Here is a 26,986-nt window from a genome sequence, read left to right as displayed (position 1 = left end):
GTCAAGGCTCAGGTTTCTTGACATCCCATATAAAATTGTTTATTTTTCCCCCTGTTATGAACCCTGATGCCAAGTCCGTTCATGCGGACGCCCAAAAAACAGCCGACACCGGGGCCAGGATATTTCAAGCCCCCGGTAAAAAGGGTGCCCATGCGCTCACGAATGCGGATAAGGGTCTGATCACCCTGGCCGTCAAATGCCGGCTGATCCCAGCTGACCAGAAAAATGCCCTCATAGACACCTTTGAGCAAAAACGCAGGACAAGGCCCGATTTTACGGCAGAACAGCTGTTCAAGGAGACCCAGCCTCTTTCAGATGAGGACATTGAATTTCTCTTTGCCGTCCGCCACCACCTGGAAATGAAAATGCTGGATAAAAAATTCGGGGAACTTGGGGTGGCCAACCGATTTGTCCAGGCCAAAAGCGTTAAAAAAGCGTTGGATATCCAGAGCACCATTTTCAAAGAATCCAACCAGAGTAAGCTCATCGGAGATATTCTCCTGGAAAACCAGGAGATTTCCAAGGCAGACAAGGCCGCCATCCTGTTGACCCAGGACCGGATCAAAGAGGACCTATTGTCAGAGGCCATGAACGACATTGCCGTTTCAAAGATGGATAAAATCTCTTTGAACATGAGGTTCGGCGCCATTGCCATTAAAAAACAATTCATCTCCATTGACCAGCTCAACCAGGCCCTAAGGGTCCAGGAAAAAAAGGCAGAAGAGACCCGGGCCAAGCCCTATCTGGGACTTGTCCTCAAAGAGCTGTTCGGCCTTGAAGAACAAAAACTCAGCCGAATCCTGCAAATCCAGAAAGAAATGGAAAAAAAAAGACTCTCCCTGGAACAGGCCCTGGACAGATACAACTCTGAAACCAGCATTAACAAACGCATTGCCCAGCGCTTTGAATATCGGTTTTCAAAAAACAAGCTGGCCGCCTATTTGATCCAGGTTAAACCGGGCTATGAAGACCTCCTTCTGCCGGACCTTAAAAATTGGCTTTATTCCATCGGCATTATCTGGGGCATCTGCCCGGATAAAGAGATCAAGGCCTTTATTGACCAGAACCGGTTGGGCAATGAAATTAAAATTGCCAGAGGCCGTGCCCCTGAAAAGGGAAAAGACGGGAGAATGGAATTCTACTTTGACACCCAGTTTATTGCCTCGGGCGCAGAACAGGAGGCAGACCTTCTGCCCATGGTGAAAAAAGGGGATGCCCTGGCCAAGCAGATTCCGCCCCAAAACGGGATTCCAGGCAAAGATGTCAGTGGATTTTCACTGACCCCCGCCCCGTCGGCCCCGGCCTTTCTCAACTGCGGTCAGGCACGAGGATCTTTTCATGGCCGCAGATGAGGGGATGGCTGTGCTCGATCAAAACCGCACCCTCTTTGTCCTGCCCCAGGACCAGTCCGTTCCGGAACGGCATTATACCGGGGCCATTGACATGGATCTGGGAGATGAATACAAAGGGGTCAACCTCACGGTGGACGGATCCATTCTGAAAAACGGCCAAGTCCGCTGCCAGACCCTGAAGGTCTCCGGCAATGTCCTGGGCCAGGTTTCAGCGGCCAAAGATATCATTGTCAAGGGGGAGATCGGCTCAAGCAAAGCAAGTGAGCCTGCCAAAATCAAGGCGGAAGGGAATATCCTGGCAGGAAAGACCATTTCCAATGCCATCATCATGACCGGAAAAAGTCTGAAAGCGCCCAATGCAGACCTGAAAGCAGTGGCTGTCCAGGCCTTTGAAGACATTATTGTTAAAAATATTTTCAGCACAGGTCCCAGGCCCTGTGTTCTCCAGGTTGGCAAGGCCCCCAATCTCAGGGCAGATTCCATCATGGCCATGATAGAGGCCCGGACCCAAAAACTTGATCAGCTGCGCTGTGCACAAGAACTCCAGGCCCTGGAAACCTGGTTTGCTGAAAAAACAAAGATCAAAGAGGCCTATCTGAGCCAGCATCAATATTTAAACTATGTCCTGGCCCTGTTGGAGTTCAAGCCTTTGTCAGGGGTCAGCACCCTTGAAGACATACTTGGAGCCGTAAACCAGAATCCCGGCAAATGGCCGGACCTGCCCTTGGCCCCGGTGAATGATCATTGGGACAACGCCCCCTTTGTTCAGCAATTGATCCACACGGCCCAAACAATGGATTTCAACACCTTAAACGCCCATGTCAGAGCACAGGCAGATATCAAATACGGAATGTACAAGGGTGCAGTAAGTGCAGACCGCAGGTATACCCGCAAGTATGACACAGAAAAAAATAAGCTGCTTCAAATTGTTCAAAAAAGAAAACCAAAGATAGAGGCCCTAAAAAAGACCATTGAACAACTGATCATCAGAAAAGAGACCTTTATCCTGAGCCAGGCCTATCGATCCCAGCAGGTTCTCCCGGCGGTCCGGGTAAAAAACAAAACGGAAAAAGAGACCATCATCAAGGGAAGAAAGGCTGTGCTCACTGTTGACCAGGATATATTCGGGGTCAAATTCACAGAAGAGATCAAAACCTGCGAATCCCCCGCCCAGATCCTGATCCAGGGATCAGGATTAAGGGGATTAAAGGTCTGGTTCTATTTTTTTCTCAAACACAGAGGCAAAAAACTGATCTGATTCGCAGATCACATGGGAATGGACATTTTGAAACTCGATTAATAGTTTTCTGGCCAAGGGGGTCAGGGTGGATCCGCCGCCGGCAGCGCCGCCGGTATTTCTCACGAGCAAGGGACGGCCCAGGCCCTCTTCTGTGGCTTTGATCTTTCCCCAGACCGCCCGATACCCCATTTTAAGTTCCTTTGCCGCGGCATTAATGGATCCGCACCGGTCAATGGCCGAAAAAATCCTGAACCGGCCCAGGCCGAAAATCACCTTGCCCGAGTCGTCTTCTATCCACACCTTGGACCGTATTAAAAATGGGGTTGTCATATGGATCTTTTCTTATCAGAAAACAGCCGGGATGTGAATTTTTAAAACCTGGTCTGCCGCAGCAAAAATCTCTGGTTTATCCCGGGATCACAGGGGAATAATATCCAGGGCCGCTTCCATGTGGCAGCAAAAAATATCCTGAATTCCCGACAGCCCTCCAATTCCCTGATCCACCACATCCACACGGATCCCGGCATTTTCAAAACATTTTTGCCAGGAATCTGGTTCACAGGTGAGATCTTCCTTAAAATGGACCCCGGCCACCAGCATAAATGGGATCAGGCAGATCCGTTTAAATCCTGCGGCCTTGACCCGGGCAAGAATATCTTCTTTTTCAGGATACCCTTCCACCACCCCGGCAAAAACATGGGCACCAAATCTTTGTCTGAGTACATCTTCAAAGGCTGGATAAGCACTCCAGGCAGGATGATCCGTGCCATGGCCCACCAATACGGCGGCAATGCCGGTCTCAGGTGCCGGAATCGATCCTGCCAAGGCATTTGCAGCCTTGACATAATCTGTTTGAGAGGTCAGAAGGGGACGCCCCATGGAGACCCTCAGGCCGCTGGCCTGGCCCTGGGAGACCAAACGGTCAAACTCGTGGCCGCAGATCAAATGCAGGGACTGGAGCACCGCCCATTCATGGCCCTGCTTAGCAAGATCAGCCATGATTTCCAGAGGATCTTTAAGGTCCAGATTTTTTTTCTGTTTCATGGCATGCTTGACCATTCTTGAAGAATAGGCCCAGAGTAACGGGTTCCGGGGAAATCTGGTTTTAAAAAGCCCGTCCATTTTTTCATAGGTGGAAAAGGCATTTTCCGTGGTACCGAATGCCGTAACAACAAGGGGGATATCTGATTTTTTCACTAAATCTGTCATGGGCAGCTCCATAAAGGATAATGGGTTAAATTTTTCTCCAACATTGCAAACATCATAGGGGTTACAGGGCCAAAGCAGTAAAATGTCTGCTGTTGCCTTTTTTTACAACACCTTTGAATTCTAAGGTTTTCATCATTTTTAAAACTGTTTATCCAGGGTTGGGGGGCTCTTTTTGCCGACAGGCGTACTGGCGAGTCCCTTGATCTGGTTTTGGGCAATCATTTTTCTCACCTGGACAAGAGAGGCCCGGGCAGCCTTTTTCTGATCAGGATAAAGCGCAGCCCTTTCAAAGGCCCGGGCCGCAGTCTCAAACTGCCCGGTGTTCCAGGCGGCATATCCCATCATCAAAAAAGCCCGCCCCTTGAAGTCCTTGAACCGAGCCAATTGTTCATACACATCACCTGCGGCCTGGTATTCCTGATGATGAAATAAAAGACGGGCTTTAAACTCAAGGAGACCGGGATCTTTTTTCAAGGCCAGTCCCTTGTCTGCCCAGTCCAGAGCAGACCTTGGGTCTCCCCCTTGAAAAAAGGCATTGGCCATCTTTAAGATGACAGCGGACCGGTCCTGATGCTGTTCTTTTTTTTCAGGTGATGGCTTGCCTTGAATTTCTTTTTCAGGCCCTGCTCTAAGCCAGTCTTCATAATACCGGGCCGCCTCCAAAGGGATATTGCAGGCAGAATACAGATCTGCTGTCAGACGAATTTCAGAGGGGGATAACGGGGTGAGAAATCCATAAATCATCAAGCTCTGAAGGCCTTGCGCCAGCCGATCCTTTCCCAGGTGGATATGGGCAAGCGCCTTCCACCACTTAGGTTCGCCCGGATCCTGACCGGTCAGATTCCGGGCATAATCAAGAGCTGCTTTGTCCATACCCAGGGTCAGGTATTGATATAAAAGCACCTCTTGCCAGTTTTTTTGTTTGTCTTCCCGGGAATCTGCGGCAAGGGTTTGTATCCACGGCAAGGCCTCCGGGTTACGGTCCAGGGCAAAAAGGGTGTTGACCAGAATTTCGGTCCACTCAAGCCGGATCTCTGATTTGTGGCGCTTGATCAGCCGGTAAAATGTATCCAGGGCCTCTTGGTGGGCATTGGCATGATAAAAACAGGCCGCCCCATAATACAGGGATTTGGCCTTTTTTTCCCGGGCCGTATCATAGCCCCGAACAAAGGCATGGCCGGCCTTGGCCATCTGGTTCAGCCCATACCGGCACTGGGCCAGGTTGAGCCAGGCTTCTGAAAAATCAGGGGCCTTGGCAACGGCCTGATCATAGGCACGGGCGGCCTCTTCCAGTCGGCCGGCCACGGAAGCATCCATCATCATCAGACAATTTCCCAAATAAAAATCAAGGGTGTAATGGGTATATCCCTTTTGGGCGGCCAGGGCCCGGGTCACCCCCTGCTGCCGGTCCTGAAAGGCCTTGATCACGGCTGCGGCCTCGGAAAATTTTCGGGCCTGGATAAGGGCTGCTGCCCTGTTCACACACAAGGCCGCACCCCGGGGCAAGTTTCGAAAAATGTCTTTGGCATGGCCATGGGGTGCCCATCCGGCCAGGATGACCAGAACCAGGATGAACAGGATATAAGAATATGGGCGTGGCCTCATCATTTCTCCAATTGAAACCGGATGATGGTCCGGGCCTGGACGGCCACGGCCTCTCCCTCAACCGTACCGGGAATAAACCGCCATTTGGACGCACAATTGATCACAGCAGTTTCAAATATCCCCTTGGGATCAGCCTCAAGAATGGTCACATCCCTGACCCGTCCCTTGGGGGTCACCACAAACTGGATCTTTACCCAGCCCTCAATCCCCATGCGGGTCGCCCGCAGCGGATATACCGGCGGGATCTTGGCAACAGCCGTCAGGGGAAGGTCCAGGTCCCCGGCCAAAAAAGGCCCCTGGGGCATGGGGGCTGTCATGGAAACATGGGACAATGGCGGCATTTCAAGGGGGCTGGAAATTTCAGGAAGCCGGGAGTTGAGTTCAAAGGGCAGCCGGGGTTTGACCATGGCGGGCACCAAGGTCTTAAGCCCTGTTGCTGGGGTCTGTTTAACTTTTTCCTGACGGGGTTTGGGCGGTTGGAGATTCTTTTGCTTTGGGGTCAGCCTCTCTTTGGGTTTGACCCGGACCACCTCCAGAGGGTGGAGATCTTCAAGGGGTTCAGCCCCCTGGGGCACCCCCTGGATAAGATTGGGCATGATCCCGAATAAAAACAAATTCAGGCCCAAAGACAAAAATACGGCAAGCCCCCATCCCATCATATTTTTCCATTTCACCGGTGTTGGCTCAGGAAGGAAAACATTTTTAGGATCCATAAAAATTTACCGCCCCTTTGGCAGACTTGCGGCAATGGAAACCGTTTTGGCCCCGGCCAGTTTGCAGGCATCCATCACCGAGATCACCAGGCCGGTTCGGCTCTCCTTGTCCGCCACAATGACCACTGCGGATTCCGGATTTTCAGCCAGGGCACGCTCCACATTGGACTGCACCGCCCTAAGATCGACCTCTCGCTGGTCTAGATGGACAGTGCTTTCCTTGGTCACTCCCAGCAGAATGGTGGACCGGGTTTTGGCCTGGGCTGTGCTGGCCGAAGGCCGGGAAATATCCACCCCAGTCTCTTTGACAAAAGAGGTGGTGACCAGAAAAAAAATCAGAAGAATAAAGACCATGTCAATGAGAGGAGCAATATTGAGTTCAAGACTCTTTTTCTGGGTCCGCCTGGCTGCGGAAATATTGAGCATTTTATGACCTGCCTCTGGTTTCAGGTTGTAAAAACCGTTTTAAGTAAATGCCTGTGGAAGAGATCCGGTGCTTGAGATTCATGGTCCTCTGGTTGAGCCAGCCGCTCATGTAAAGTCCGGGAATGGAAATCATCAGCCCGGTCTGGGTGGTGACCAGGGCCACGGAAATCCCCGAAGCCATGGCCCGGGAATTACCCGTGCCGAAAAGGGTGATCACTTCAAAGGTCTGCATCATCCCCACCACCGTACCCAGCAGCCCCATGAGCGGTGCCACCGAAGAGAGCACACCAATGATGGAAAGATATCGGTCCAAAGAGGCATTGACATGGATCACGGCCTCATCCAGGATATTCTGATCCAAAACAGGATCCTGACTGCGTCGGGATAAAAAGGCCCTGACCAGAAAGGCATTGGCCCCCTGGTCCCGGGCCGCAGGCCATTGGTTTTTTTGGACCATTTGTCCGGCAGCAGCCCTGGAAATATTTTTCGAATACAGCCTGCGCAAAAAAAGAACCCGGTTGAAAATAAGGACCCACAGAATAAACGAGACCCCGAGAATGGGAAGCATCACAATCCCGCCGGACCGGATATAGACTTGCATATGATACAAAAAGTCAGGCATCAGAATTTATCCTGGGTTGCCATTGCTGACCTGCCTGGCCTTGAACACCATATTGACAAAGGAAACCGCCTTTTCCTCCACCTGATTAATCTGGGTTTCCACCTGCCGGGACAACAGGGTGTGGCAGAGCATGCTGGGAATGGCCACGGCCAGTCCCAGCATGGTGGTGACCAGGGCCTCGGAAATCCCGCCGGACATCATTCTGGGATCCCCGGCCCCGTAATAGGTAATCACGTGAAAGGTATTGATCATGCCCGTGACCGTGCCCAGCAGCCCCATGAGGGGGGCAATGGCGGCCAGCATGCCCAGGGTGGACAAAAACCGTTCAACAACGGGAATCTCTTTTAAAATGGCCTCCTGAAGCGCATTTTCCATCTCCTCCCGGCAATGGGTCCTGAAATCCAGGGCCTTGAGCAGCACCCTGGGAATCAGGCCTTTTTTGCGGTCACGCATAAACCGGGCGCATTCTTCCCAGTCATCCCGGTCCACCAGCGCCGCCACCTGGTCCATGAAAGGATCAATTTTAACCCTCTGCCTGATAAAAAAAATCACCCGCTCCCCAAGTATCACCAGGGCCAGGACCAGAATCACCAGGATGGGCCAGACAATGGGTCCGCCTTTGGGGACCTGGGCTGCAAGGCTGAGTTCATGGGTGAATCGGCGCAAGGCCCCTCCCCTGGAAATGTCCATGGGTGCGCTGTCTTCGTCCCCGGAAAGATAGCCCTCCAACTGGTCTGCCATTCGGGCCGAAGGCTGTTTGGACAAGGCAAAAAACCGCTGGCTCTGGTCTGAATACAAGAGAAAGCCGATCTCTTCAGCCTGGCCGGATTCGGTTTCCAATACATAGATTCCGTTAAAATTGCCCAGGGTCAGAATCCGGGCGGTCCGGTCACGGCCCTGCCGGTCTACAATAGGGCCCTGACAGAGGTTTACCTCGCCCGAAGACCGAATCTCATCAAAGAGGGTTTGGGTCATTTTCTTGAGATCATCCATGGACCAGAAGCGTTCCTGGTTGATTATGGGGAGCAAGAAAGGATGGCGGTTGGGGTTTAATCCGCTTTGCAGGCTTTCAACCAGAAGGGCTTTAAGCTCTTTGGCATGGGAATGGACAAATCCGGCAAGTTCCTTGTTCACGGCCCTGCAGGTCTCAAGGCTCTTCCCAAGCTCAAGTCCCTGGGCCCTGAGATTTTGGACCTTTTTTTCAAGGCCCTGGGTGAGTTTTGCCAAATCTTTATTTTCAGATTTCAGGGCAGCAATGGCCTGTTCAAGGGCCTGGCGATCCTTTTTGATGGTCAGGGCCTGTTCCCGGGCATGGGCCCGGGCGAATGCCAATTCCGAAGCCGCCTTTTGGGCCATTGTTTTGCGTTGTTTTTCCAGACTCTGAAATGACTGGCGCATATCTTTTGCCAGGCCGGTTGAGGCAGTCGCCATGACCAGAACAATCACAAGAAGGCTAATTTTATTCATGGCTGCCTCCCGGGGACAAACGTCCGATGGGCAGGCTGATCACCTCAATGGACCGATGCTTTTCAGCCATGTCCACCACCCCTGAAATGGCAGGTACAAAGGCGTTGTCCAGAACCTGCCATTGGTTTTGGGCCACATCAAAGAGGGCAGCCCGGCCCCGGTCCAAAGAGAGAAAAAACAGGGAGACCCGGCCCAGGCGGAAAATATTCCCCAACACCCAGGCGTTGTCCAAAAAGATCTTTTCCTGGTAAACCTCAACGGTATTCCCGTATTCCGCCTCGATAAACAAGGCCTCCATGGTCTTTCTGTACTTTTCAGCAGTGGACACCTGCCCGTCATCCAGAATGGCAGACAGCCTTGCCAGACGATCGGCTCTTTCCCCTGCCAGAAAAGGGGCATCCGTTTTGACCAGAAGATTCATCTCCCTGACCACAGAGGCGAGAAAGGGCAGGATCTCTTTTTGAATTCTCAAAGCTTCTTTTTTCTCGGCTGCCAGGGCCTGGTTGGCCTTTTCCTGATCCGCCCTGTCCCGGGTCAGGCAATCCCGGACCTTGGCCAGCCGGATATTTTCAGCTGTGAGCCGGTCATAAAGCTCGACCAGACGGGCCTGTTCACCATCCCATGCCTCCACTTGCTTCTGGGCTGCCTGCCGGGTATTAATGGCCTGTTGAACCGGGACCTTTATATCCCGGTCCACTAAAGTATCTGCCAGGGCCGGGCCATGGGCCAGAGCCAGAATCAGGGCCAGGCCGTACACCATCTTCAATTTCATTTTAAGATTCCACTTATAGTTTCCAAAAAAAATCCCCGAACCGTAATAGTTACGATCCGGGGATATCCCTTTTTTATCCGATAGATCAAGCCAGACCCCTTGCGTGCCGCACAAAAAGGTCGGTTTCTACATGGCAGGTCTTCTGACTTCCGGATCATTCTCCTGCTGCGCCTTCCCATTTATTAAACAGTGGCATGATGCAGCAATTGTCCCCGATCACAGCGGCGGGCCCGTTTCCGATTCTAACGGAATTCCCTATTAAGCCTTTTGGCACCAGGTAAATTTATGTTTAGTTGCTACAAACCAAGGCAAAAAATGTCAAGTAAAATATACTGGCCGCCAGGGCCGGAGTGCTCATATTCTGCGACAAATCCCTATCAGGGCTGAAAATGCACCCTTGGGAATACCCTTGTGCGGACAATAACCTCTGAACAGGGCAATGCCGCCCCCCTCAAAAAAATAAACGTCCATGAATCTTAGACCACCTCCTTTTGAGAGGGTGGATAATTCTTTGGACAACCCAATGACAATATTTTCACATTTCTATTGACAATTAAAAGCCCGGGGGAGTAGTAAAACAGCTGAAACATTGTTCAGGTGCGTGTAACAACGCAGACGCAGACCGAGAACCATCGGATGCAAAGGGAATCCCGCGAAAATCGGGAACGGGCCCGCCGCTGTAAACCGGAGACAAAACCTGCGCAGACCACTGGCAAAATTGCCGGGAAGGAGCAGGGAGTAGGATGACCCGGAAGTCAGAAGACCTGCCTGGACAAAAGCACCCCTATTTCTCGTGGACAGAGAAGGTACTTTGGATCCTGATTGGATAGTTATGGGAAATCCCGGATCGTATATATACGGTCCGGGTTTTTGTTTTCTACCCTTTTGGGGATGCCCGGACCCTAAGGTTTTTACTTAAATTTTAGGAGGACAAGAAAAGATGAAAAAATGGTTATGGATTTTAATTATTTTAACGGTCTGGATGCTGCCGTCAGTTCTTATGGCTGACGACACAGATGAAATGGTGGTAACAGCCAGTCGGGTAAAAGAAAAGAAAAAAGAGGTCACCCAGACCGTACAAACCATTGACAAAATTGAAATTGAAGCCTCAGGGGCCAGTGGCCTGGCAGACCTTTTGGCGGAAAAGGGCATCGGCCATATCCACAAATATCCCTCGGGAAACACCTCCGTCGGTATCCGGGGTTTTCGAACAGACCCCCACGGCAACGACCTTAACGGTAATATTCTTATCCTCCTTAACGGTCGACGGGCAGGAACCGGAAACCTGACCAAATTCATGACCAAAAATATTGAACGGGTGGAAATCATCCGGGGCCCTGGAGCCGTCCAATACGGGTCCGCCGGCATGGGTGGGGTCATCAATGTCATCACCAAACAAGGCACCGATAACTTTGAAGGGTTTGTGGAAGCCGGTTTTGGCAGCTACAGCCACAACGAGCAGAGTGTGGGCCTTTCTGGAAAATCCGGTAAATTTGACTATTCTGCAGCCATCACCCGGCTGGACAAAGATGATTATAAAACGGTAAATGACGGGGATTACGCCAACACCAATATCGACGACCAGATCAATGCCAGTATTAATCTTGGATACGAATTTGCCCCGGACAACCGCATTGGTCTGATTTACAATTTCTATGATGTTGAAACCGGGAATTGGAGTTCTCTGGCATATAATTCAGCTAATGATGATTATACCGAAAAAGACAACGCCTCTCTGGATCTCATCTATGACGGTGCCACTGAAACCAAATCCTATACCTGGCGTCTAAGATATTTCAACGGAGAAGATAACAACAACTATTATTACCCGGATTCAGGTAAGGATGCGTCTGAAACTGAAACCGATCAGAACGGTATCCAGGCCCAGGTCACAGGAAATTTCGGTCTTTCCCAGCTCACCCTTGGCACGGACTGGGTGAATTATGATATTAACGCCAGTGGCGTGGCAAGCGAATACGACAACAAGGCCCTCTTTGCCCTGGGAAAAACCAGATTGCTTGGGGAACGCCTGATTCTTTCTGGTGGGGTCCGACTGGATGACTATGAAATCGAAGGTAACGGCACTGAAAAAAGTGATGATGATGTCACCTTCAACCTGGGTACAGCCTACCTGCTCACAGACAATTGGAAAATCAGGCTCAACTTTGGCCAGGCCTTTGTCATGCCCACGGCAGAACAATTACTCATAGATATGTCATATTCCGGCGGCTTTTATATCTATGAGGCCAACCCCAACCTTAACCCGGAACGCAGCCAAACCTATGAAGCCGGTATTGAATACGAGTCTCTTTTGACCCGGGCCGGTCTTACTGCCTTTTATACAGACTACAAGGATAAAATCGTATCCGCATATTCCCGTACCGTGGGCATGAGCAATTATTATTCCTATTCCAATGTAAATGAAGCAACCATTTCCGGTATTGAGGGCACCCTCTCCTTTGACATGGGTGGTCTTCTGGGATGGGGCCTGGAAGTCAGGCCTTTTGCCAATTTCGTTTATCTGAACGAATATGAAGACGGTGATACGGGTAAGGATCTCCTTTATACTTCCGATATGACCATTTCAGCAGGTCTCAGGGTTGCCGATCCAGATCTTTTTAATGTTAATCTGGTGATTACCCACACAGGAGAGCAGGATATCAACGTATACAATGCGGTTGCAATGGCAACTGAACGGGTAACAAAAAAAGATTTCACCGTTACCAACCTCACAGGCAATTATAAAATTTTCCAGCAGGAAAACGGGAATGCCCTCTGGGTTCACGGAGAGGTCAACAACCTCTTTGACAAAGACTATGAATATATCAACGGCTACCCCATGGCCGGACGCAATTTCTTTGCATCTCTCAAGTACGCCTTTTAAAGATCACCTTATCTTTTGAAAGATCAGGATGACCCCATTCTCCAGAGCCGCCTGCCGGCTCTGGAGAACCCTTTTGACAGATCATGCTATTGTTCAGAAGGTGCCCCCCACCGGTTCAAAAAAATACAGGGCTTTTTCGACACCGGGTTTTTGGCCGTTTTTACCCGGGTGTGATACACATCTAAAATATTTTCCCGGGTGAGAACTTTTTTTGGTGTTCCCATGGCATGGATGCCGCCGTGATCCTTGTTGATCAGGACCAGGGAGTCGGAATATTCAGCGGCCAGGTTCAGGTCGTGGATCACCATGAGCACGGTAAGGCCCAAAGAATTGCGCAGATCGGAGATAAGGTCTAAAATCTTTGCCTGGTGGGTGATGTCCAGGTGGGCTGTGGGCTCGTCCAGGACCAGAAGGCGGGGCTCCTGGGTCAGGGCCCGGGCCAACGCTGCCAGCTGGCGCTCGCCCCCGGAAATCCGGTCCATTGAGGAAAGAGCCAGGTGGCTGATCCCGGTCACCCTCATATACTCTGATGCCAAATCCTTGTCTTTCCGGGTTTCAAAAAACTGGAATCCCGTAAAAAAAGGAAGACGCCCCAGGCGCACATAGGCCTGAACCGTCATGGGCAAAGGATCCATGGCCTGCCTCACCACAGCCATCTTCCGGGCCAGGACAGAGTTGTCCAGGGTGCGAATATTGGTCTGATCAAAAAAAATATTGCCCTGGGACAGGGGCAGCTGTTTTGAAACGGCCCTGACCAGGCTGGTCTTGCCGGCACCATTGGGGCCGATAACAGAGACAATCTGGCCGGGCATGATTGAAAAAGAAACCTTTTCAAGCACCCGGCGCCCGGCAAAAGACAGACCCAGGTCCTGGATATCCAAGATCGGTGACAGGGTCATATCTCCCCTTTTTTCCGGGATATGGCCCAGATAAAGACCACCCCGCCGATAATGCCGGTAATCACACCCACGGGCAGTTCCAAAGGCGCAATCACGGTCCGGGCCAGAACATCGCAGAGAATGAGAAACAGAGCCCCGCTGAAATAGGAACCGATCAAAAGGATTCTGTGGTCCGGTCCTGTGATCATCCGCATAAAATGCGGCACAATCAGCCCCACAAACATGATCACCCCGGCCACGGACACGGACAGCCCCGTCAAAAAAGAGGCAATGAAAAACACCCCTCGTTTGGTCCGGGAGGTGTTGATGCCCAGGCCTGCAGCCTCTTCCTCTCCCAAAAGCAGGGCGTTGAGGTCAAGACAGAAAAAATAAGAGAGCACAAGGCCCAAAAGGGATCCCCCAAGGGAGAGCAGGATGAGATCCATGTCCGGCTCGTCCAGAGAGCCCATGATCCAGAGCACGATATTCTGAAGATCGTCTGTGCCGGCCAGGGCCATGAGAAGCATGACCAAGGATGAGGCCACATAGGAGATCATCACCCCGGTCAAAAGCATGCGGTTGGACCGGATATGGCGGGTGCGGCGATTCAGTCCGTAGACCAGAAAAATCACCAGAAGCGCCCCGGCAAACCCGGACAGAGGATAGGCAATGATACCGATATGGGCATAGAGCTTGAACAGGATATTCACGCAGATCCCAAGGGAGGCCCCCCCTGAAATTCCCAAGGTGTAGGGCTCGACCAAAGGATTTTTAAACATGCCCTGGAGCAGGGTGCCTGCAAGGGCAAGGGCGCCGCCCATGGCCAGCCCCAAGAGCATCCTGGGCAGGCGGATGCCGGTGAGTATCCCGTATTCGGCACTAGTTTGCCCCCCCATCAAAATCCCGGGAATATCCATCACGGCAATGCCGGCACTGCCCACGCTAAGAGAAAGTATCCCGGCCAGGATCAGTAAAACCAGAAGCAGGCCCACCACAAGCCCCCAGGATCTGCCGCTATTGGTCATGGCCGGCCTCCGGATGGATCAAAGATGCCACCTGTGCAAGCCCCATGGCAAAGCTTGCCGGGGTCGGGCTGCAGATCATTTCAGGATCCAGCACATGGATCTCATTGTTGACCCCGGCCCTAAGGGATGAAAATTTCATCCACCGCTCTTTTTCCAGGAACCCTGCCTTTTTAGAGGTGCCCATGGTGGCAATGAGGATCACATCGGGATTTTCCCTGATCACCATTTCCCGGCTGTAAATACCCGAAGGCTGATCCTGGGCAATATTTACCCCGTTGGACAAGAGGATAAACTCGTTGATAAACAGATCCTTGTTGACCGTGTGCAAGGGTTTAAGACCAATCTGGATAAACACCCGTCTCGGGGAAAAACAGGAAACCCGTTCCCGGATCTGTTTCACCTGGGTCTGTGCTGCTGCCACAATGGCTACAGCCTCTCGCTCTCGGCCCAGTGCCTGGCCGATTTCCCGGGTAATGGCGCACATCTGGTCAAAGGTTTTGGGATTTTCGATCTCCATGATGTTGATCCCCTGGTTCTTCAACACCTGGATCTGTTTTTCCCGGGTCAGGGCCGATGTGATCACAAGATCCGGAGAGAGGCTGATGATCTTTTCCACATTCACCTGGGTCACAGACCCGATCTTTTCCTTTTTTGCAGCATCAGGGGGGACATTGCAATAATGGGTATTGGCCACAAGCCTGTCCTGGGCACCGAGCAGGTAAATGGTTTCCGTGATAATGGGAGAAAGGGAAACCACGCGAGTGACCATCACTGGGGATTGCCCGGCAGACAGGGCCGGTAAAATAAAGGCCACCAGGGTCAAAAATAAAGCGCTCAAACAAAATTTGATCTTCATACCATTATTCCCCCTGGCCTGACCTGATTCTGGCCCCGGTCATGACGGCGTTAAAAGCTTTTTTGATCACAAGGGGTATTTTTTTATCCACCACCAGTGAATCAAGGGTCTGGACCCGGGTGCCGGCAATTTTGCCGGCCACCCCAAGACACCATTGATCAAAAGAGGTCAAATCCCGGACCTGCCCATTTTCATAGGCATCGCTCAGGCTCAGGGCGGCCGCCATAAATCCTGAATACTCAGGATTGAGCAGAAGGTGTTCCACCATGGCTGAAAAATCCCCCTTTTTTTCCTGGCAATTGCATTGGGCGCCCGAGGTAAGCTGGTAAAGGCTGATCTTCCGCTCCTCAAGACGCTGGACAATATGGCGGCCCGCAAGGATGCCGTTCTGGCCGGCAATGGCCTGTTTTACCCCGGCATAGACAGCACGCCCAATGAGTTCCCCCATCTTTGAATGGCCCCCGGCATTGTCAATGGGAAGGCCTTGGCCCTGGACCACCAGGACATTGTCCGTACCCGTGCCCGTGGCCCCATTCACCTGTCCTGAATAGGCGGACCGGATATCCAGATCCTGAAGCAGGGCGCTCTTGGCTTCGGTGGCCGAAATAATGGCCCGGGTCATGGCCCGGGGCGACAGTTTCATATTGGTCAAAAGAATAATATTGATGGTGCCGGGTTCATAATACCGCCCCTCATCCTCGGCCATGCGCACAGCATTTGACACCACCCCGGCCGTGACCAGGGCCGTGACCTGCATCTCTTTAAAGGTTTGAGTGCGAACGGCCAGGTGATCCATATCCGCACCGGTCATGAGCAAAGAGGTATGATCCGGGTTTCGGTCAATGGCCGTGAGAATACCCGTTCTAGTGGCATCAATCCCCTTTGCATGGCCGGGCATCCAGGTGGGCGGCGGGGAATAGTGATTGGCAACCGTGGTAATATTATCCCGCGAACCTTCCAGGGTGGAGACAACGGTTGTGGGATCTTTTAAATCAATGACCAGGGTTTTATTTTCAAAATCAAACACATGGCTGCGGACAATAACGGCCTTGTCCACATAGTCAAGCCCCAGGTCCGGCTCCATTTTCCCAGGCAGACCAGGGTCCTTGTTCAGGAAGGATTCACTGATCTTTCCGGTGGAATGAACAAAATTTTCAGCGTCTGCAAATGCCTGGGGGTAAATCATGGAAGAAAGCCCTGCCACAAAGGCTGCGGTCCGGGCAGAAGCCCGGCAGGTCAGATCGCAGGGCAGATAATAGATTTGTTTATTTTTAACGGCTGCCACATCCTTCCACCCGGGCGTTGAAAAAAACAATTCTGCCGCTGCCCGGTCCCCGCCGCAGCCGTAGATGACTTGGGGATCAAAGGCCGTCCACTCCTCCAGGGTCACGGTCACCACCTTGCCCGGCTTTTGAAAATCCGGGGGCAGCCCTCCGGCAGCCCGGATCATCTCATTTTGAAAAGAGTCTTTTCCCGGGGTCATGATCTTGTCCCGTCCCATGAGACGGATCACCCGTTTGGGCGAAACCCCGGCCTTGCCCAGCTTGGCCCTGACATGGGCAAGAAGGTTTTGGTTCTCTTGGATCAACGCCTGGGCAGGCGCCTCTTTTCCCGTGATCCGGCCAAGGCAGGCCATGAGTTCCCAGGCATGATCCAAGGTTGTTGTTTCATAGACAAAAACAGGGATGCCAGAAGGTTTAAACGCCTGAATCATTGACCCATGAAGGGGAGAAACAATGAGAAAATCAGGGTTCAGGGATTTTATCCGGGCCAGGGAGGGAGAAAAAAAACCGCCCACAATTTTCCGGCGGTCAGAGCCTTTGAGGGTAACATCATGATAGGTGGTCCCCACAAGCAGATCTTCGGCCCCGATGCGGGTCAAAATTTCCGAGGCCGAAGGCACCAGACTGACAATCCGTTTGGGCACAGCGTCCAGATCAATGGTGTTGCCCAGACTGTCCCGGATCTCAAGGCCATGGGCCCGGGATAAAAACATCAGACAAAACAACAGAACACCCATCACCCGGCAGGCAATTTTTCGATTCAGCAGATTCAAACCCAGGTTCATCTCATCTTCCTTTCAGTTGAAAATATGAGGCCTTGACCCGGCGTCTGAATACAAACCCCCGGACCAATGACACTTGATCCGGGGATCCCTTTTTCTCCAAGATCTGGTGCTGCCCCATACCAGGGGAGCAACATCAACATCCAGGCAGGTCTTCTGACTCTTGGATCATCCTTGGACTGCCCCTTCCCATGGCACGCGTCTCCACAGTGGATATCTGCAGCCCTTGTCCCCAATTACAGCGGCGGGTCCGTCCCTGATTTTAACAGGGTTCCCCGATTAAGCCGGTACGGCACCTGAACCTGTCCTTTATTCAAAACCGGGCTCTATTTGTCAAGAAAAATCCCAAAAAGACAAAGATCCAAGATCAGTTCTCAGACTTGAGCCCGGTTTTGTCCTTTTTATACCAGGGTTCATCCCCATAATGCGCCTCCAGGCAGTCAGGACACATGGAATGGGAAAACCGGGCCTTGGAATGATCTTCAATACACGCCTCCACAGACTGCCAGTCTCCTTTGTGATCCCTGATCTTTTTGCAGGAACAGCAGATGGGCAAAATTCCCTTGAGATAGTCAATCTCTTCCAAGGCCTTCTCCAGGGCCTTGTTCCGCTCTTCTAAAACGCTAAGAAAGCGCTGGCTTTCCAGCCAGCGGCGGCAGGCAAAAACTGCCATGGCAAATGAAAGGAAAAAAACCATGGCAAAAAATTCATCCAGCTCCCATGATTCATGGGTCCGGGTAAAATCCATCAGCCATTCTAACGCATCGTATTTCCGGGAAAGCCAGAGAATAACTCCGGCAAGAACAGCCAGACAAACAAGATCCCGGACAATACGCTTTTTAAATAATTTTTTCAAAACAGACAGCCCCTGCAGGTCATTTTCTCTAATAGCGCAACAATATTATCGAATACACTGATAGTAAAGGGTTTGCCCTGATTTCGCAACAAGGATAAAATATTTTTGGCGGACCCGGAATAAAAGGGGGAAGATGATGCCCGGTATAATGAACGCCTAAATTTGATTGGCTTTTATGATCCTAAGAAGATAACCGCCCGGGCCGGAAACTCTTTTTCCGGCCCGGGCGGTTTTATCACGACTCTTTTGCAAGATTCACGGCACAGGCCTTGTATTCCGCGGTCAGGGTAATGGGGTCAAAGGCGGGGTTGGCCAGCCAGTTGGCATTGTTTTCCCTGAAGTGAAAGGCCATCCAGACCATGCCTTGGGGCACTTGCCGGGTGACATTGGCCCTCACCCTCACCTGGCCCCGGCGGGAACTGACCTCAATATACTCTCCATGGTCAATGTTCAAACGGGCGGCATCTGCCAGTGAAATATCTGCGGTCTCCTCGGAGAGCAGCTGGTTGAGACCTTTGCACCGGCCGGTCTGGGTCCTTGTATGGTAGTGGTATAGCCTGCGCCCCGTGCTCAGGACAAAGGGGTGATCCTCACAGGGCACCTCTGCTGCAGGAGTCCATTCTGCCGGCAAAAACTGGCCCCTGCCCCTTGTAAAGGATCCTTTGCCGTGGAGAAATCCGGTTCCGGGATGATCAATGCTTGGACAGGGCCATTGAAGCCCGTCTTCTTCGATCCGGGAATACTTGATTCCCCCCAGGGCCGGGGCAAGCGCTGATATTTCATTGTCCCAGATCTCTTGGGCGCTGGTGGCCTCCCATTCCACACCAAAGCATTTTGCAATCTCCTTGAATATCCACCAATTGGGCCGGGCCTCTCCCGGGGGAAGACTGGCGGTTCTCACCCGGCTCACCCGCCTTTCGCTGTTGGTGAAGGTGCCCTCATTTTCACTCCAGGCCGCTGCCGGAAAGACCACATCTGCAAACTCGGTGGTCTCGTTGAAAAAGATGTCCTGGCAGATGAGAAACTCGGCAGATCCCAGTTCCTTTTCCACCTTGGCGATATCCGGCTCGGTATTGGCCAGATTCTCTCCAAAAATATAAAAGGCCCTGACCTTTTTTTCTTCCAGCCCCTCCATCATTTCAGGGATCATGAGACCGTTTTTATCGGGCAAACCATCCACGGCCCAGAATCGTTCAAATTTCTCCCTGGACAAGGGGTCAATAACGGCCTGGTATCCGGGGAATACATTGGGCAAAGCCCCCATATCACAGGCCCCCTGGACATTGTTCTGGCCGCGCAAGGGATTTACCCCCCCGCACTCCACGCCCATATTTCCTAAAAGCATCTGAAGATTGGCAACAGACACCACATTGTTCCTGCCGCAGGTATGCTCTGTTATCCCTAAGGTATAGCAGACCATGACCGGGCGTACCGAGGCCAGGCGGCGGACGGTTTTAATAATGATTTCAGGATCAATCCCGGAAATCTCACCTGCCCGTTCCGGGGGATAGGTCTCGACAACCGCCTTTAATTTGTCAAAATCTTGGGTATGGTTTTCCACAAAATCCCGGTCATATAAATTTTCTTTGATGAGCACATGCATGAGCCCGTTGAGCAGGGCAATGTCCGACCCCACCTTCAGACCCAGGTGGATCTCTGCAAAATCCGTAAGTTTATGTTTCCGGGGATCTGCCACAATCAGGCTGGCCCCTTTTTCAACTGCATTTTTCACAAAGGAGGCGGCCACGGGATGGGCCTCGGTCATATTGGACCCGATCACAAAAAACATCTTTGCCTTTGAAAATTCCCCAAAGGAATTAGTCATGGCGCCGGAACCGAATGATGCCGCAAGACCTGCGACAGTGGGAGCATGTCAGGTTCGGGCACAATGATCGATATTGTTGGTCTTGAACACGGCCCTGAATAATTTTTGCATCTGATAGGAATCTTCGTTGATGGATCTGGCACAGCTCACCCCGGCCACGGCATCCGGGCCTGATTGGGAAATAATTTTTTTGAGCCGGTCGGCTGTATAATCTATGGCATGATCCCAGGAGACCGCCTTGAATTCCCCGTTCTCCCGGATCACAGGGGTTTTGATCCGCTGGTCAGAATAGATAAAATCATACCCGAACCGTCCCTTGACACAGAGCCGCCCCTTGTTAGGAGAACCCTGCTCAACCCCTATGACCTTGACGATTTTTTTGTCCTTGACATGGAGCCACTGCTGGCACCCCACCCCGCAATAGGGACAGGTGGTCCTGATTTTTTTTTCTTCCCAGGGCCGCCAATTATTTTCAGCCTTTTTTTCCACCAAAGCGCCCACAGGACAGGCCTGGATGCATTCCCCGCAAAATACACAATCAGAATCCACAAGGCTGCCGCCACCGGGGGTAACGGCAAGGTCCCGGCCGGAAACGTTGTCCATGGAGATGGCCCGGTTCACCTGGACCTCGTTGCAGGCTTTCACACACCTGCCGCAGCCGATGCACCTGGAAAAATCCCGGATAATCATGGGGTTGGCCACATCCGGCACCTCATTTTTCCAGAGAGTATCAAATCCCGATGCCTGGGCCTGGTATTCGTAGACCAGATCCTGGAGCCTGCAGTCCCCCCATGCAGGACAAAGATCAAAAGAGGCTTCCATCTCCCGGGCATCCATCTGAAAATCCGTAAATCCTGCGGTCATGGCTCCTGCCACCCCGCAGTTATGGTTGCCCGTGGAGACCAGGGCTTCAATGGCTTTTTTCCTGGCCGCCCTGACCTCAAAGCCATGGGTCCTGATTTCCATGCCGGATCGGGCCTGGGTGGAGCAGGCCGGTACCATGCCTGCCTTTGAGTCTTTGACCAGGCAGACCCCGCACACCCCTGTGGGGGTGGTGCCGGCCAAATGACAAAGGGTGGGAATTTTTATGGAAAGGTCTTGGCAGAGATCAAGAATGATCTGACCGGGCTGAAATTCAACTTGCGTATTGTCAATGCTCAGATGCGGCATATGCCCTCCTTAAATTTACAGGATCATCTCCTGACAGCTTTTAAATTAAGGTCTGGGTAACACAGACATTTCGCTATGTCAATATCGGCATAATGAAAATCCTTATATTTTCCAACGGTTGTAAAACACGTCATTGCCAAACATCCCATGGGAAGACAAGTTAAATGATTTCACCCCAAGGGTACGGCACCTTTAGGGCATTGTGCAAAAAGATGATTTCTCTTCTGAAAAATTAGGCGGCAACGGCCATGCCAATTTTAAATCCCCACGCCTTGGTCGGGAATGTTCAGAATTCTGTGTCACGGTTTCGGTTCCCGGATCTGCCTCAGCGCCAGCGGAAGTAAAAGTCAGGTCCGAGAATGGGCTTTCAATCAGCCACGTCGGAGGAGTTAACTTTTGCTGGAGTGGAGTTCCTGGAACCATCTTTTCCATCTGTAAATAAATCCCTATCAAATTCCCAGCTCTTTATCCAGCCGGCCTTCAAAGAAAATTGCCAACTGGGAAATTGTCAGTGACCAATTTTGAATCGGCATTGTCCATTTTTTACTGGCGTTCTGGATCCCCATGTAAAGCAGCTTTAACAGGCTGTCCTGGTTCGGGAATGATCCCTTTGTTTTGGTCAGTTTTCGAAACTGTCGATGCACAGCCTCAATGGTATTTGTGGTGTATATTATCCGTCGAATCTCTTCTGGATATTTAAAGAAATGACTGAGGCGTTCCCAGTTGTTCCGCCAGGATTTTATCACAATCGGGTATTTGTCATTCCATTTATTTTCCAAGATATCCAGTTCTTCTTCGGCCAGATCCTTATTGACCGCTTTATAAACACGTTTTAGATCTGCCATAAATTCCTTTTTATTTTTGGAACCAACGTATTTCAATGAATTTCGGATCTGGTGGACTACGCAGAGTTGAACTTCTGTGTCCGGGAATATGGTCTCAATGGCCTCGGGAAAACCTTTTAGACCATCAACACAGGCAATCAGGATATCTTTTACCCCTCGGTTTGAAAGGTCTGTTAACACCTGCAGCCAGAAGTTCGCACCCTCATTCTCGGATATGTACAGCCCAAGAACCTCTTTGCGGCCCTCGATATTCACCCCAAGAATTGTGTAAACGGCTTTGCTGCCGACCTTTCCGTTTTCTCGTACTTTATAATGTATGGCATCAAGCCATACGATTGGGTACACATTTTCCAACGGCCTGGCCTGCCATTCTTTGACGGTATGGATGATTTTATCGGTAATGGTGCTCAGAGTGGCATTTGAAATCTCAAGTCCATAGATTTCCTGTAAATGGGAAGCCATATCATTATAACTCATGCCCAGGCCGTAAAGGGCTATTATCTTTCTTTCAATTTCATCGCTGAGCGTTGTCTGATGTTTTTTGACGATCTGTGGAGAGAAGGTTCCGGCCCTGTCACGCGGGGTTTCCAGCTCAAATTTACCATCCAGGGATTTAATGGTCTTTTTGCTTTTTCCATTACGGCGGTTGGCAGAAACTTCCTGCCCGAGATGGGACTCCAACTCTCCTTCAAGATCAGCTTCAGCAAGATTTTTGATTAATGATGTAAGGACGCCGCCCTTACCTGTGAAGGGTTTACCTTCCTGGATGCCTTTAAGGGCTTTTTGAAAATCAAATTCGGTGTTTTCTTCGGTCATGTCAGTTCTCCTTATTTAGCTGAATATATCAGCTTTCATTCAACTGACACAGAATTTTGAACGCCCTTTCTTGGTCAACCGGTTCTCCAACCATGGGAAATGCAATTAATTTTAATTATAGCCCAAATGGGGGATGTATTACATATTTCAATAGCATATCAAAAGGATGTGATCGCAGAAAAAAGTAAAGCATTGGCATTCTGCATGGTCTGCCGGGAACCCGTTGGGCAAGCTCTTGGACACGACCCAAGAGGGTATCCATGCGGATTCAAGGCGATCTATTGCCAACAATCGTTTTCTGAAAGGATTTAAAAATATGGGATTAAACGAGTCTATGAAATGCCCGGGCCTGGACCAGACATTGTCAACCGTCCCCATTGAGTTTAACTGTCATGGGTGTGGTGCCATGGTTGAAATTTGGTCGGATGAAATAAAGCGGCGGTGTGGACAGTGCAAAACCATGATATTGAATCCCAATCCTTCGGTTAAGATCAGTGAAAAGCACCCCATAGCGAAGGATATGGACAGTTTAAACGATATAATTGAAGAACTTTTACGGTTGGCAACGGACCTGGGCAGCAGCGCAGCCGCAGTGGTTGACGGCAAAAAAATTAAAATTGAAAATGATATCGCATCGCTTTGCCAGGAAACCCGATGCCCTAATTACGGGTTATCTCCAACATGTCCGCCAAACTTAAATGGTCCGGATTGGTTAAGAGAATATATGAGAGAAACACCCCGGGCAATCTTGATTGAAATTGAACTGGCCCAAGAGCGAATGTATTCTGCCAATCGAAAAGAAATTGCAAAATTACTCCATTTTATTGTGATAACGCTTGAAAAAACAGCCCATGCCAAGGGGCTGTTTTTTCAAGCTCCTTTGCCGGCGGATCTTGTAAAAACATATATTGTCCTGAACACCTCCAATGCAATGTATTGAACGGTGACGGAAAGTGCCGACATCCGGACCTTTCTCGACCATCGGTTTCAGGCTATGGAATTAATATGAACCATTTGCTCAAGACGGCTGGGTGGTTGCAAAAAAGTAAAGACCCGTCTGTTTCTACAAGTTCACGTTACGGGTTGGTCCTTTTAGGCTAGACCCAACGCTGGTGTGAGAAAATAATAAAATGATGATCAGAGAGGAGAAACCATCAGACATTGAGACGATCACTAGGGTCACAAAACTGGCGTTTAAGGATCATTCGTTCAATCAGCAAACCGAACATTTAACCATTCGTGATTTGCGTGCCGCCGGCGCATTGACTCTATCCCTTGTGACTGAAATTGATGGACAGATTATGGGGCACATTGCCTTTTCGCCTGTGAGCGTTTCTGATGGTACAACAAACTGGTATGGCCTTGGTCCAATATCTGTATTGCCCGAATTTCAGGGGTTCCGAATAGGCACAACACTTATCCATCATGGATTAGCCTTGCTCAAGTCTATGAATAGCAAGGGGTGCGCGCTTGTAGGATTACCAACATACTATGATCGTTTTGGTTTTAAAAATTATGCTCAGTTAATCCATGAGGGAGTCCCGCAAGAAATATTTGCGGCAAAGGCATTCTATGGAATAGTGCCAAGGGGGACGGTTGAATTTCACCAGGCCTTCAAACAATTATCCCTGATTGAAAAAGACGCCATTGCCGATGTTATTATCGACTATGAGATCGCCGGTGTAAGGACGGACAAATCGAACAAGGCCTTTGAAAGCATAATAAAAAAAGACATTTTAACTGAAATCTCAGACGGTAAATTCATATTGCAACCTTCGGTACTCTCAGAGTATGACGCTTATTTTGCTAAGGTTGCCACATTCAGGGCCACAGAGATGAGCCGTGTGCACAAAAATCCGATATTGGCGGCGGTGAAATACTGATATCCCCCTCAGTGTTTGAATTTCTTTACTTGCCTTGATAAATTTTTTTATCATCTCTGTGCGCTAATAATAAGACCAATACCGTTGAGTTCCTGAATCAAAATCTCTGCATTTTTCAAAATAACATAATAATTCAGGCATAATTTGTCTCTTTGACAATTCGTTCATTAAGTGCCAACTCGACAAAATGCCGTTTACGATAACCCTGTCACGGAAAACTATAATCACAAAAAATTTAAAGCACCTTGACACACGAGAACAATACAATGTAATTGAGAACAGTGTTCTCATTGTTTTTATTGTTAATTTGTATCATTTTTGGGAGGTTTTTATGGGTATCAATCTTGGTCAGTTGTTTACCAACCGTGCATTTTTAAGTCCAAACCTCGAAGCCTGCATAGGAAAAGATTACCGATATTCTTTCGGGGAAATGAACCAGCGGATCAACCGGTTTGCATCCTTTTTAACCAAGTCCGGTATAACGGCGGGCGATCGAATTGCAATTCGGGCGCATTCCCATTTTCCCGGTTTTAAAAAGGCCTGTCTTTTAGAGCAAAAAGAATGATATCCTCTGTTACGCTGAAATGAACATAAATGGATTGTGCTAATGAAGAAAGCTGAAGATTGTAATACTGTTGATGAAGTCCTTGCATGCCTCAAAGAACTGGAAGAAGATCCAAATCGCTTGGTTCGTAACGCTAACAAATTAGAACAGATGGAGCAGGAAATCCTTGAGTATACAAATCGGATAAGCGCCTTTTTTTTAAAAAAAAGATCCAGGCCTCAGTAGATTCCTCTAAACAGGTCGACCAAGAAAAAGAATTGATGTCCAATTGGCCGGGACGGATGAAAAGCGAAGGGCTTGAGACCGTTTGGATTCAGCTTTGTACAGATAGTTCGGTTGATATTCATGTTCGATACTATCGAAGGTCCTGTGACCGCCGAAAAGGAAAAAGATATAAAGGTGCATACGCTGGCTTAATCCTTCTTGGAATCCATGATCGCTGCTCGCCTGCTTTGGCTTCTATGGTGAGTTCTTGGTCAGCCTTATTAAGTTCTTTTGAAGAAGTCCGTCAAGTGCTTTGTGACCGTGGGATGACGTTGGGTATAAAGGTCATCCGTAAACTGACCTATCGGTACGCAGAGCGGGCTCGAGCCGAACAACAAGCGGGCCGAATCCCATTAAATGATGGAGATTTACTTGAAGGGCGGCGAGTCGTTATCAGCACTGATGGTGGCCGCACTCGGCTCAGAGAGAAGAAAAGGGGACCAAAAACCCAAAAGGATAGAACCCGATTTCGTGGGGCATGGCGAGAACCCAAGCTTTTGATCATTTATGTAGTGGACGCCCATAGAAAACAAGAAAAAAGCTTTTCACCATTTATTGATGGCTGTTTCAATGGACCGGATGGTGTATTCCACTTGTTAAAGGGTTATTTGAACTCCCTTCATATTCAGAACTCAGACAAAATACTGTTTGTTGCAGATGGGGCACATTGGATTTGGAATCGAATCCCCGGACTGCTAAAAGCATTGGGTTTGGCTCCTGAGCGTGTGTATGAACTTCTCGATTTCTACCATGCAGTTGAGCATCTGGGTACAGTAGCAGGCTTAAGGAAGACCTGGTCATCCAAGGAACGCAAACGCTGGGTATCGAAGCAGCGAGGTCTTCTGCTGAAGGGAAAGGCGATTGAGGTGGTACAGGCCGTCCAGAAGCTTTGTAGAGGCAGAAACAGTAAGGCTATCAAGACGGAACGGGATTATTTTGTGCGCAATGAACTGAGGCTTAATTTCTCAACTGTAAAAGCGTTGAACTTACCTATTGGCAGCGGTGCTATTGAAAGTTCGATTCGGAGAGTCGTGAATTTACGTCTTAAAGGTCCATGCATCTTTTGGTATCGGGAGAATGCAGAAAAAATGATTATGCTGCGATCATTTTATAAAGCAGGGCGTTGGAACTGCCTGAAGCAGATGGCAAACATGCACAATCCAGTGCCAGCGGTATAACCGGGAAAATGGGAATGCGCCCTTGCAATTCTGGCCAAAAATAATGAACAAGTGTTGTCAGTCCTGTTTGGCGCCGCAAAAACCGGTGTTATCACAGCTGTACTTAATTTTAGACTGGCCCCTCCAGAACTGTCATATATCCTGAATGACTGCAAAGCCAAGCTTCTAATCTATGATGATGCATTTTCCCAAACGGTTTCAACCTTGAAATCCGACACCTCTGTTGAGGTCTTCGTTTCCACAGGGACTGCAGAAGAGGCAAACTCTTTTGAAAAAATACTTGAGGATATGACGGATGCAGAACCAAAACTGACAGGTTTCGGGGATGACCCGGCAGTGCTCATGTACACTTCGGGCACCACCGGCAAGCCCAAAGGTGCCGTTCTTACCCATAACAACTGCTTTTGGGCGGCCATTGGCCTGGTTCACACTCTGGACTGAGCATACAAGTACAGGTATCTTTCTGTTGC

General features: G+C 50.1%; 24 protein-coding genes and 3 riboswitches. Of the genes, 9 read left to right on the top strand and 15 right to left on the bottom strand.

The features are described 5' to 3' along the window. Nucleotides 1–17: 17 nt before the first annotated feature. Nucleotides 18–1,352: a DUF342 domain-containing protein gene (locus HUN05_06485; GenBank protein WDP84841.1), complete on the top strand. Its 1,335-nt coding sequence runs from the start codon at nt 18–20 to the stop codon at nt 1,350–1,352. Further along, a complete protein-coding gene (locus HUN05_06480) occupies nt 1,339–2,610 on the top strand; it encodes a hypothetical protein (GenBank protein WDP84840.1) in 1,272 nt (423 codons plus the stop codon). The genes HUN05_06485 and HUN05_06480 overlap by 14 nt, the downstream gene beginning before the upstream one ends. On the opposite strand, the gene HUN05_06475 is transcribed toward HUN05_06480, so the two are convergent. The 8 genes from HUN05_06475 to HUN05_06440 all read right to left on the bottom strand — a co-directional run bounded on the left by HUN05_06475 (nt 2,557) and on the right by HUN05_06440 (nt 9,406). After that, nucleotides 2,557–2,922, bottom strand: a complete 366-nt coding sequence (locus HUN05_06475) for a LysR family transcriptional regulator (protein ID WDP84839.1) — start codon at nt 2,920–2,922, stop codon at nt 2,557–2,559. The genes HUN05_06480 and HUN05_06475 overlap by 54 nt on opposite strands. 87 nt (nt 2,923–3,009) lie before the next feature. Next, a complete protein-coding gene (locus HUN05_06470; protein WDP84838.1) occupies nt 3,010–3,801 on the bottom strand; it encodes a sirohydrochlorin cobaltochelatase in 792 nt (263 codons plus the stop codon). A gap of 138 nt (nt 3,802–3,939) precedes the next feature. Then, nucleotides 3,940–5,409: a tetratricopeptide repeat protein gene (locus HUN05_06465; protein WDP84837.1), complete on the bottom strand. Its 1,470-nt coding sequence runs from the start codon at nt 5,407–5,409 to the stop codon at nt 3,940–3,942. Continuing rightward, nucleotides 5,406–6,119 (bottom strand): TonB family protein, encoded by a 714-nt coding sequence (locus HUN05_06460; GenBank protein ID WDP84836.1) that lies wholly within the window; start codon nt 6,117–6,119, stop codon nt 5,406–5,408. Before HUN05_06460 ends, HUN05_06465 begins: the two co-directional genes overlap by 4 nt. 6 nt (nt 6,120–6,125) lie before the next feature. Continuing rightward, nucleotides 6,126–6,545: a biopolymer transporter ExbD gene (locus HUN05_06455; GenBank protein ID WDP84835.1), complete on the bottom strand. Its 420-nt coding sequence runs from the start codon at nt 6,543–6,545 to the stop codon at nt 6,126–6,128. A 1-nt stretch (nt 6,546) separates the two neighbouring features. Further along, complete coding sequence (locus HUN05_06450; GenBank protein WDP84834.1) at nt 6,547–7,167, bottom strand: MotA/TolQ/ExbB proton channel family protein; 621 nt, start codon at nt 7,165–7,167, stop codon at nt 6,547–6,549. 6 nt (nt 7,168–7,173) lie between these two features. Next, nucleotides 7,174–8,634 (bottom strand): MotA/TolQ/ExbB proton channel family protein, encoded by a 1,461-nt coding sequence (locus tag HUN05_06445; protein ID WDP84833.1) that lies wholly within the window; start codon nt 8,632–8,634, stop codon nt 7,174–7,176. Continuing rightward, nucleotides 8,627–9,406 carry a DUF3450 domain-containing protein gene (locus HUN05_06440; protein ID WDP84832.1) on the bottom strand — a complete coding sequence of 260 codons (780 nt, stop codon included), beginning with the start codon at nt 9,404–9,406 and terminating at the stop codon, nt 8,627–8,629. Before HUN05_06440 ends, HUN05_06445 begins: the two co-directional genes overlap by 8 nt. A gap of 114 nt (nt 9,407–9,520) precedes the next feature. After that, a riboswitch (cobalamin riboswitch) is annotated at nt 9,521–9,699 on the bottom strand. A 285-nt stretch (nt 9,700–9,984) separates the two neighbouring features. Then, nucleotides 9,985–10,193: riboswitch (cobalamin riboswitch) on the top strand. A gap of 153 nt (nt 10,194–10,346) precedes the next feature. Between HUN05_06440 and HUN05_06435 the strand changes: the two genes are divergently transcribed. Further along, complete coding sequence (locus HUN05_06435; protein ID WDP84831.1) at nt 10,347–12,290, top strand: TonB-dependent receptor; 1,944 nt, start codon at nt 10,347–10,349, stop codon at nt 12,288–12,290. An 86-nt stretch (nt 12,291–12,376) separates the two neighbouring features. On the opposite strand, the gene HUN05_06430 is transcribed toward HUN05_06435, so the two are convergent. The 7 genes from HUN05_06430 to HUN05_06400 form a co-directional block, all read right to left on the bottom strand. Then, nucleotides 12,377–13,189, bottom strand: coding sequence for an ABC transporter ATP-binding protein (locus tag HUN05_06430; protein WDP84830.1), 813 nt, complete (start codon nt 13,187–13,189; stop codon nt 12,377–12,379). Beyond that, nucleotides 13,186–14,193 (bottom strand): iron ABC transporter permease, encoded by a 1,008-nt coding sequence (locus HUN05_06425; protein WDP84829.1) that lies wholly within the window; start codon nt 14,191–14,193, stop codon nt 13,186–13,188. Before HUN05_06425 ends, HUN05_06430 begins: the two co-directional genes overlap by 4 nt. Continuing rightward, nucleotides 14,183–15,049, bottom strand: a complete 867-nt coding sequence (locus tag HUN05_06420) for an ABC transporter substrate-binding protein (protein ID WDP84828.1) — start codon at nt 15,047–15,049, stop codon at nt 14,183–14,185. The genes HUN05_06425 and HUN05_06420 overlap by 11 nt, the downstream gene beginning before the upstream one ends. Nucleotides 15,050–15,053: 4 nt before the next feature. Continuing rightward, on the bottom strand, nt 15,054–17,117 hold the full coding sequence (locus HUN05_06415; protein ID WDP84827.1) for an adenosylcobinamide amidohydrolase: 2,064 nt from the start codon (nt 17,115–17,117) through the stop codon (nt 15,054–15,056). A gap of 125 nt (nt 17,118–17,242) precedes the next feature. Continuing rightward, nucleotides 17,243–17,429, bottom strand: a riboswitch (cobalamin riboswitch). A gap of 52 nt (nt 17,430–17,481) precedes the next feature. Next, nucleotides 17,482–17,970 (bottom strand): hypothetical protein, encoded by a 489-nt coding sequence (locus HUN05_06410; protein WDP84826.1) that lies wholly within the window; start codon nt 17,968–17,970, stop codon nt 17,482–17,484. A gap of 235 nt (nt 17,971–18,205) precedes the next feature. Then, nucleotides 18,206–20,965, bottom strand: a complete 2,760-nt coding sequence (gene fdhF, locus HUN05_06405; protein ID WDP84825.1) for a formate dehydrogenase subunit alpha — start codon at nt 20,963–20,965, stop codon at nt 18,206–18,208. A 449-nt stretch (nt 20,966–21,414) separates the two neighbouring features. Further along, a complete protein-coding gene (locus HUN05_06400; GenBank protein ID WDP84824.1) occupies nt 21,415–22,626 on the bottom strand; it encodes an IS256 family transposase in 1,212 nt (403 codons plus the stop codon). Between the two features lie 235 nt (nt 22,627–22,861). Here HUN05_06400 and HUN05_06395 point away from each other — a divergent pair, with 235 nt between their 5' ends. The 6 genes from HUN05_06395 (at nt 22,862) to HUN05_06370 (ending at nt 26,957) form a co-directional block, all read left to right on the top strand. After that, a complete protein-coding gene (locus HUN05_06395) occupies nt 22,862–23,566 on the top strand; it encodes a hypothetical protein (GenBank protein WDP84823.1) in 705 nt (234 codons plus the stop codon). Then, nucleotides 23,530–23,727, top strand: coding sequence for a hypothetical protein (locus HUN05_06390; GenBank protein ID WDP87952.1), 198 nt, complete (start codon nt 23,530–23,532; stop codon nt 23,725–23,727). Before HUN05_06395 ends, HUN05_06390 begins: the two co-directional genes overlap by 37 nt. 29 nt (nt 23,728–23,756) lie before the next feature. Further along, complete coding sequence (locus HUN05_06385) at nt 23,757–24,509, top strand: N-acetyltransferase (GenBank protein ID WDP84822.1); 753 nt, start codon at nt 23,757–23,759, stop codon at nt 24,507–24,509. Nucleotides 24,510–25,116: 607 nt separating this feature from the next. Further along, on the top strand, nt 25,117–25,299 hold the full coding sequence (locus HUN05_06380) for a hypothetical protein (GenBank protein ID WDP84821.1): 183 nt from the start codon (nt 25,117–25,119) through the stop codon (nt 25,297–25,299). A 56-nt stretch (nt 25,300–25,355) separates the two neighbouring features. Next, the gene (locus HUN05_06375; GenBank protein ID WDP84820.1) at nt 25,356–26,516 is read left to right on the top strand and encodes a hypothetical protein; all 1,161 of its coding nucleotides are present in this window, start codon (nt 25,356–25,358) and stop codon (nt 26,514–26,516) included. A 54-nt stretch (nt 26,517–26,570) separates the two neighbouring features. Then, nucleotides 26,571–26,957, top strand: coding sequence for an AMP-binding protein (locus HUN05_06370; protein WDP84819.1), 387 nt, complete (start codon nt 26,571–26,573; stop codon nt 26,955–26,957). Nucleotides 26,958–26,986: the final 29 nt, after the last annotated feature.

Origin of the sequence: Desulfobacter sp., from assembly GCA_028768545.1 — a bacterium.
Taxonomy (GTDB): domain Bacteria; phylum Desulfobacterota; class Desulfobacteria; order Desulfobacterales; family Desulfobacteraceae; genus Desulfobacter.
Note: the sequence above shows the minus strand (reverse complement) of the source record. Positions and strands in the feature narration are given on the sequence as shown.

Coding starts and splice junctions, on each gene's coding strand:
- HUN05_06460 (WDP84836.1), bottom strand. CDS start 6,119: ATGGATCCTAAAAATGTTTTCCTTCCTGAGCCAACACCGGTGAAATGG.
- HUN05_06440 (WDP84832.1), bottom strand. CDS start 9,406: ATGAAATTGAAGATGGTGTACGGCCTGGCCCTGATTCTGGCTCTGGCC.
- HUN05_06455 (WDP84835.1), bottom strand. CDS start 6,545: ATGCTCAATATTTCCGCAGCCAGGCGGACCCAGAAAAAGAGTCTTGAA.
- HUN05_06435 (WDP84831.1), top strand. CDS start 10,347: ATGAAAAAATGGTTATGGATTTTAATTATTTTAACGGTCTGGATGCTG.
- HUN05_06380 (WDP84821.1), top strand. CDS start 25,117: ATGAAGAAAGCTGAAGATTGTAATACTGTTGATGAAGTCCTTGCATGC.
- HUN05_06465 (WDP84837.1), bottom strand. CDS start 5,409: ATGATGAGGCCACGCCCATATTCTTATATCCTGTTCATCCTGGTTCTG.
- HUN05_06445 (WDP84833.1), bottom strand. CDS start 8,634: ATGAATAAAATTAGCCTTCTTGTGATTGTTCTGGTCATGGCGACTGCC.
- HUN05_06450 (WDP84834.1), bottom strand. CDS start 7,167: ATGCCTGACTTTTTGTATCATATGCAAGTCTATATCCGGTCCGGCGGG.
- HUN05_06420 (WDP84828.1), bottom strand. CDS start 15,049: ATGAAGATCAAATTTTGTTTGAGCGCTTTATTTTTGACCCTGGTGGCC.
- HUN05_06425 (WDP84829.1), bottom strand. CDS start 14,193: ATGACCAATAGCGGCAGATCCTGGGGGCTTGTGGTGGGCCTGCTTCTG.
- HUN05_06430 (WDP84830.1), bottom strand. CDS start 13,189: ATGACCCTGTCACCGATCTTGGATATCCAGGACCTGGGTCTGTCTTTT.
- HUN05_06400 (WDP84824.1), bottom strand. CDS start 22,626: ATGACCGAAGAAAACACCGAATTTGATTTTCAAAAAGCCCTTAAAGGC.
- HUN05_06480 (WDP84840.1), top strand. CDS start 1,339: ATGGCCGCAGATGAGGGGATGGCTGTGCTCGATCAAAACCGCACCCTC.
- HUN05_06475 (WDP84839.1), bottom strand. CDS start 2,922: ATGACAACCCCATTTTTAATACGGTCCAAGGTGTGGATAGAAGACGAC.
- HUN05_06415 (WDP84827.1), bottom strand. CDS start 17,117: ATGAACCTGGGTTTGAATCTGCTGAATCGAAAAATTGCCTGCCGGGTG.
- HUN05_06385 (WDP84822.1), top strand. CDS start 23,757: ATGATGATCAGAGAGGAGAAACCATCAGACATTGAGACGATCACTAGG.
- HUN05_06470 (WDP84838.1), bottom strand. CDS start 3,801: ATGACAGATTTAGTGAAAAAATCAGATATCCCCCTTGTTGTTACGGCA.
- HUN05_06375 (WDP84820.1), top strand. CDS start 25,356: ATGAAAAGCGAAGGGCTTGAGACCGTTTGGATTCAGCTTTGTACAGAT.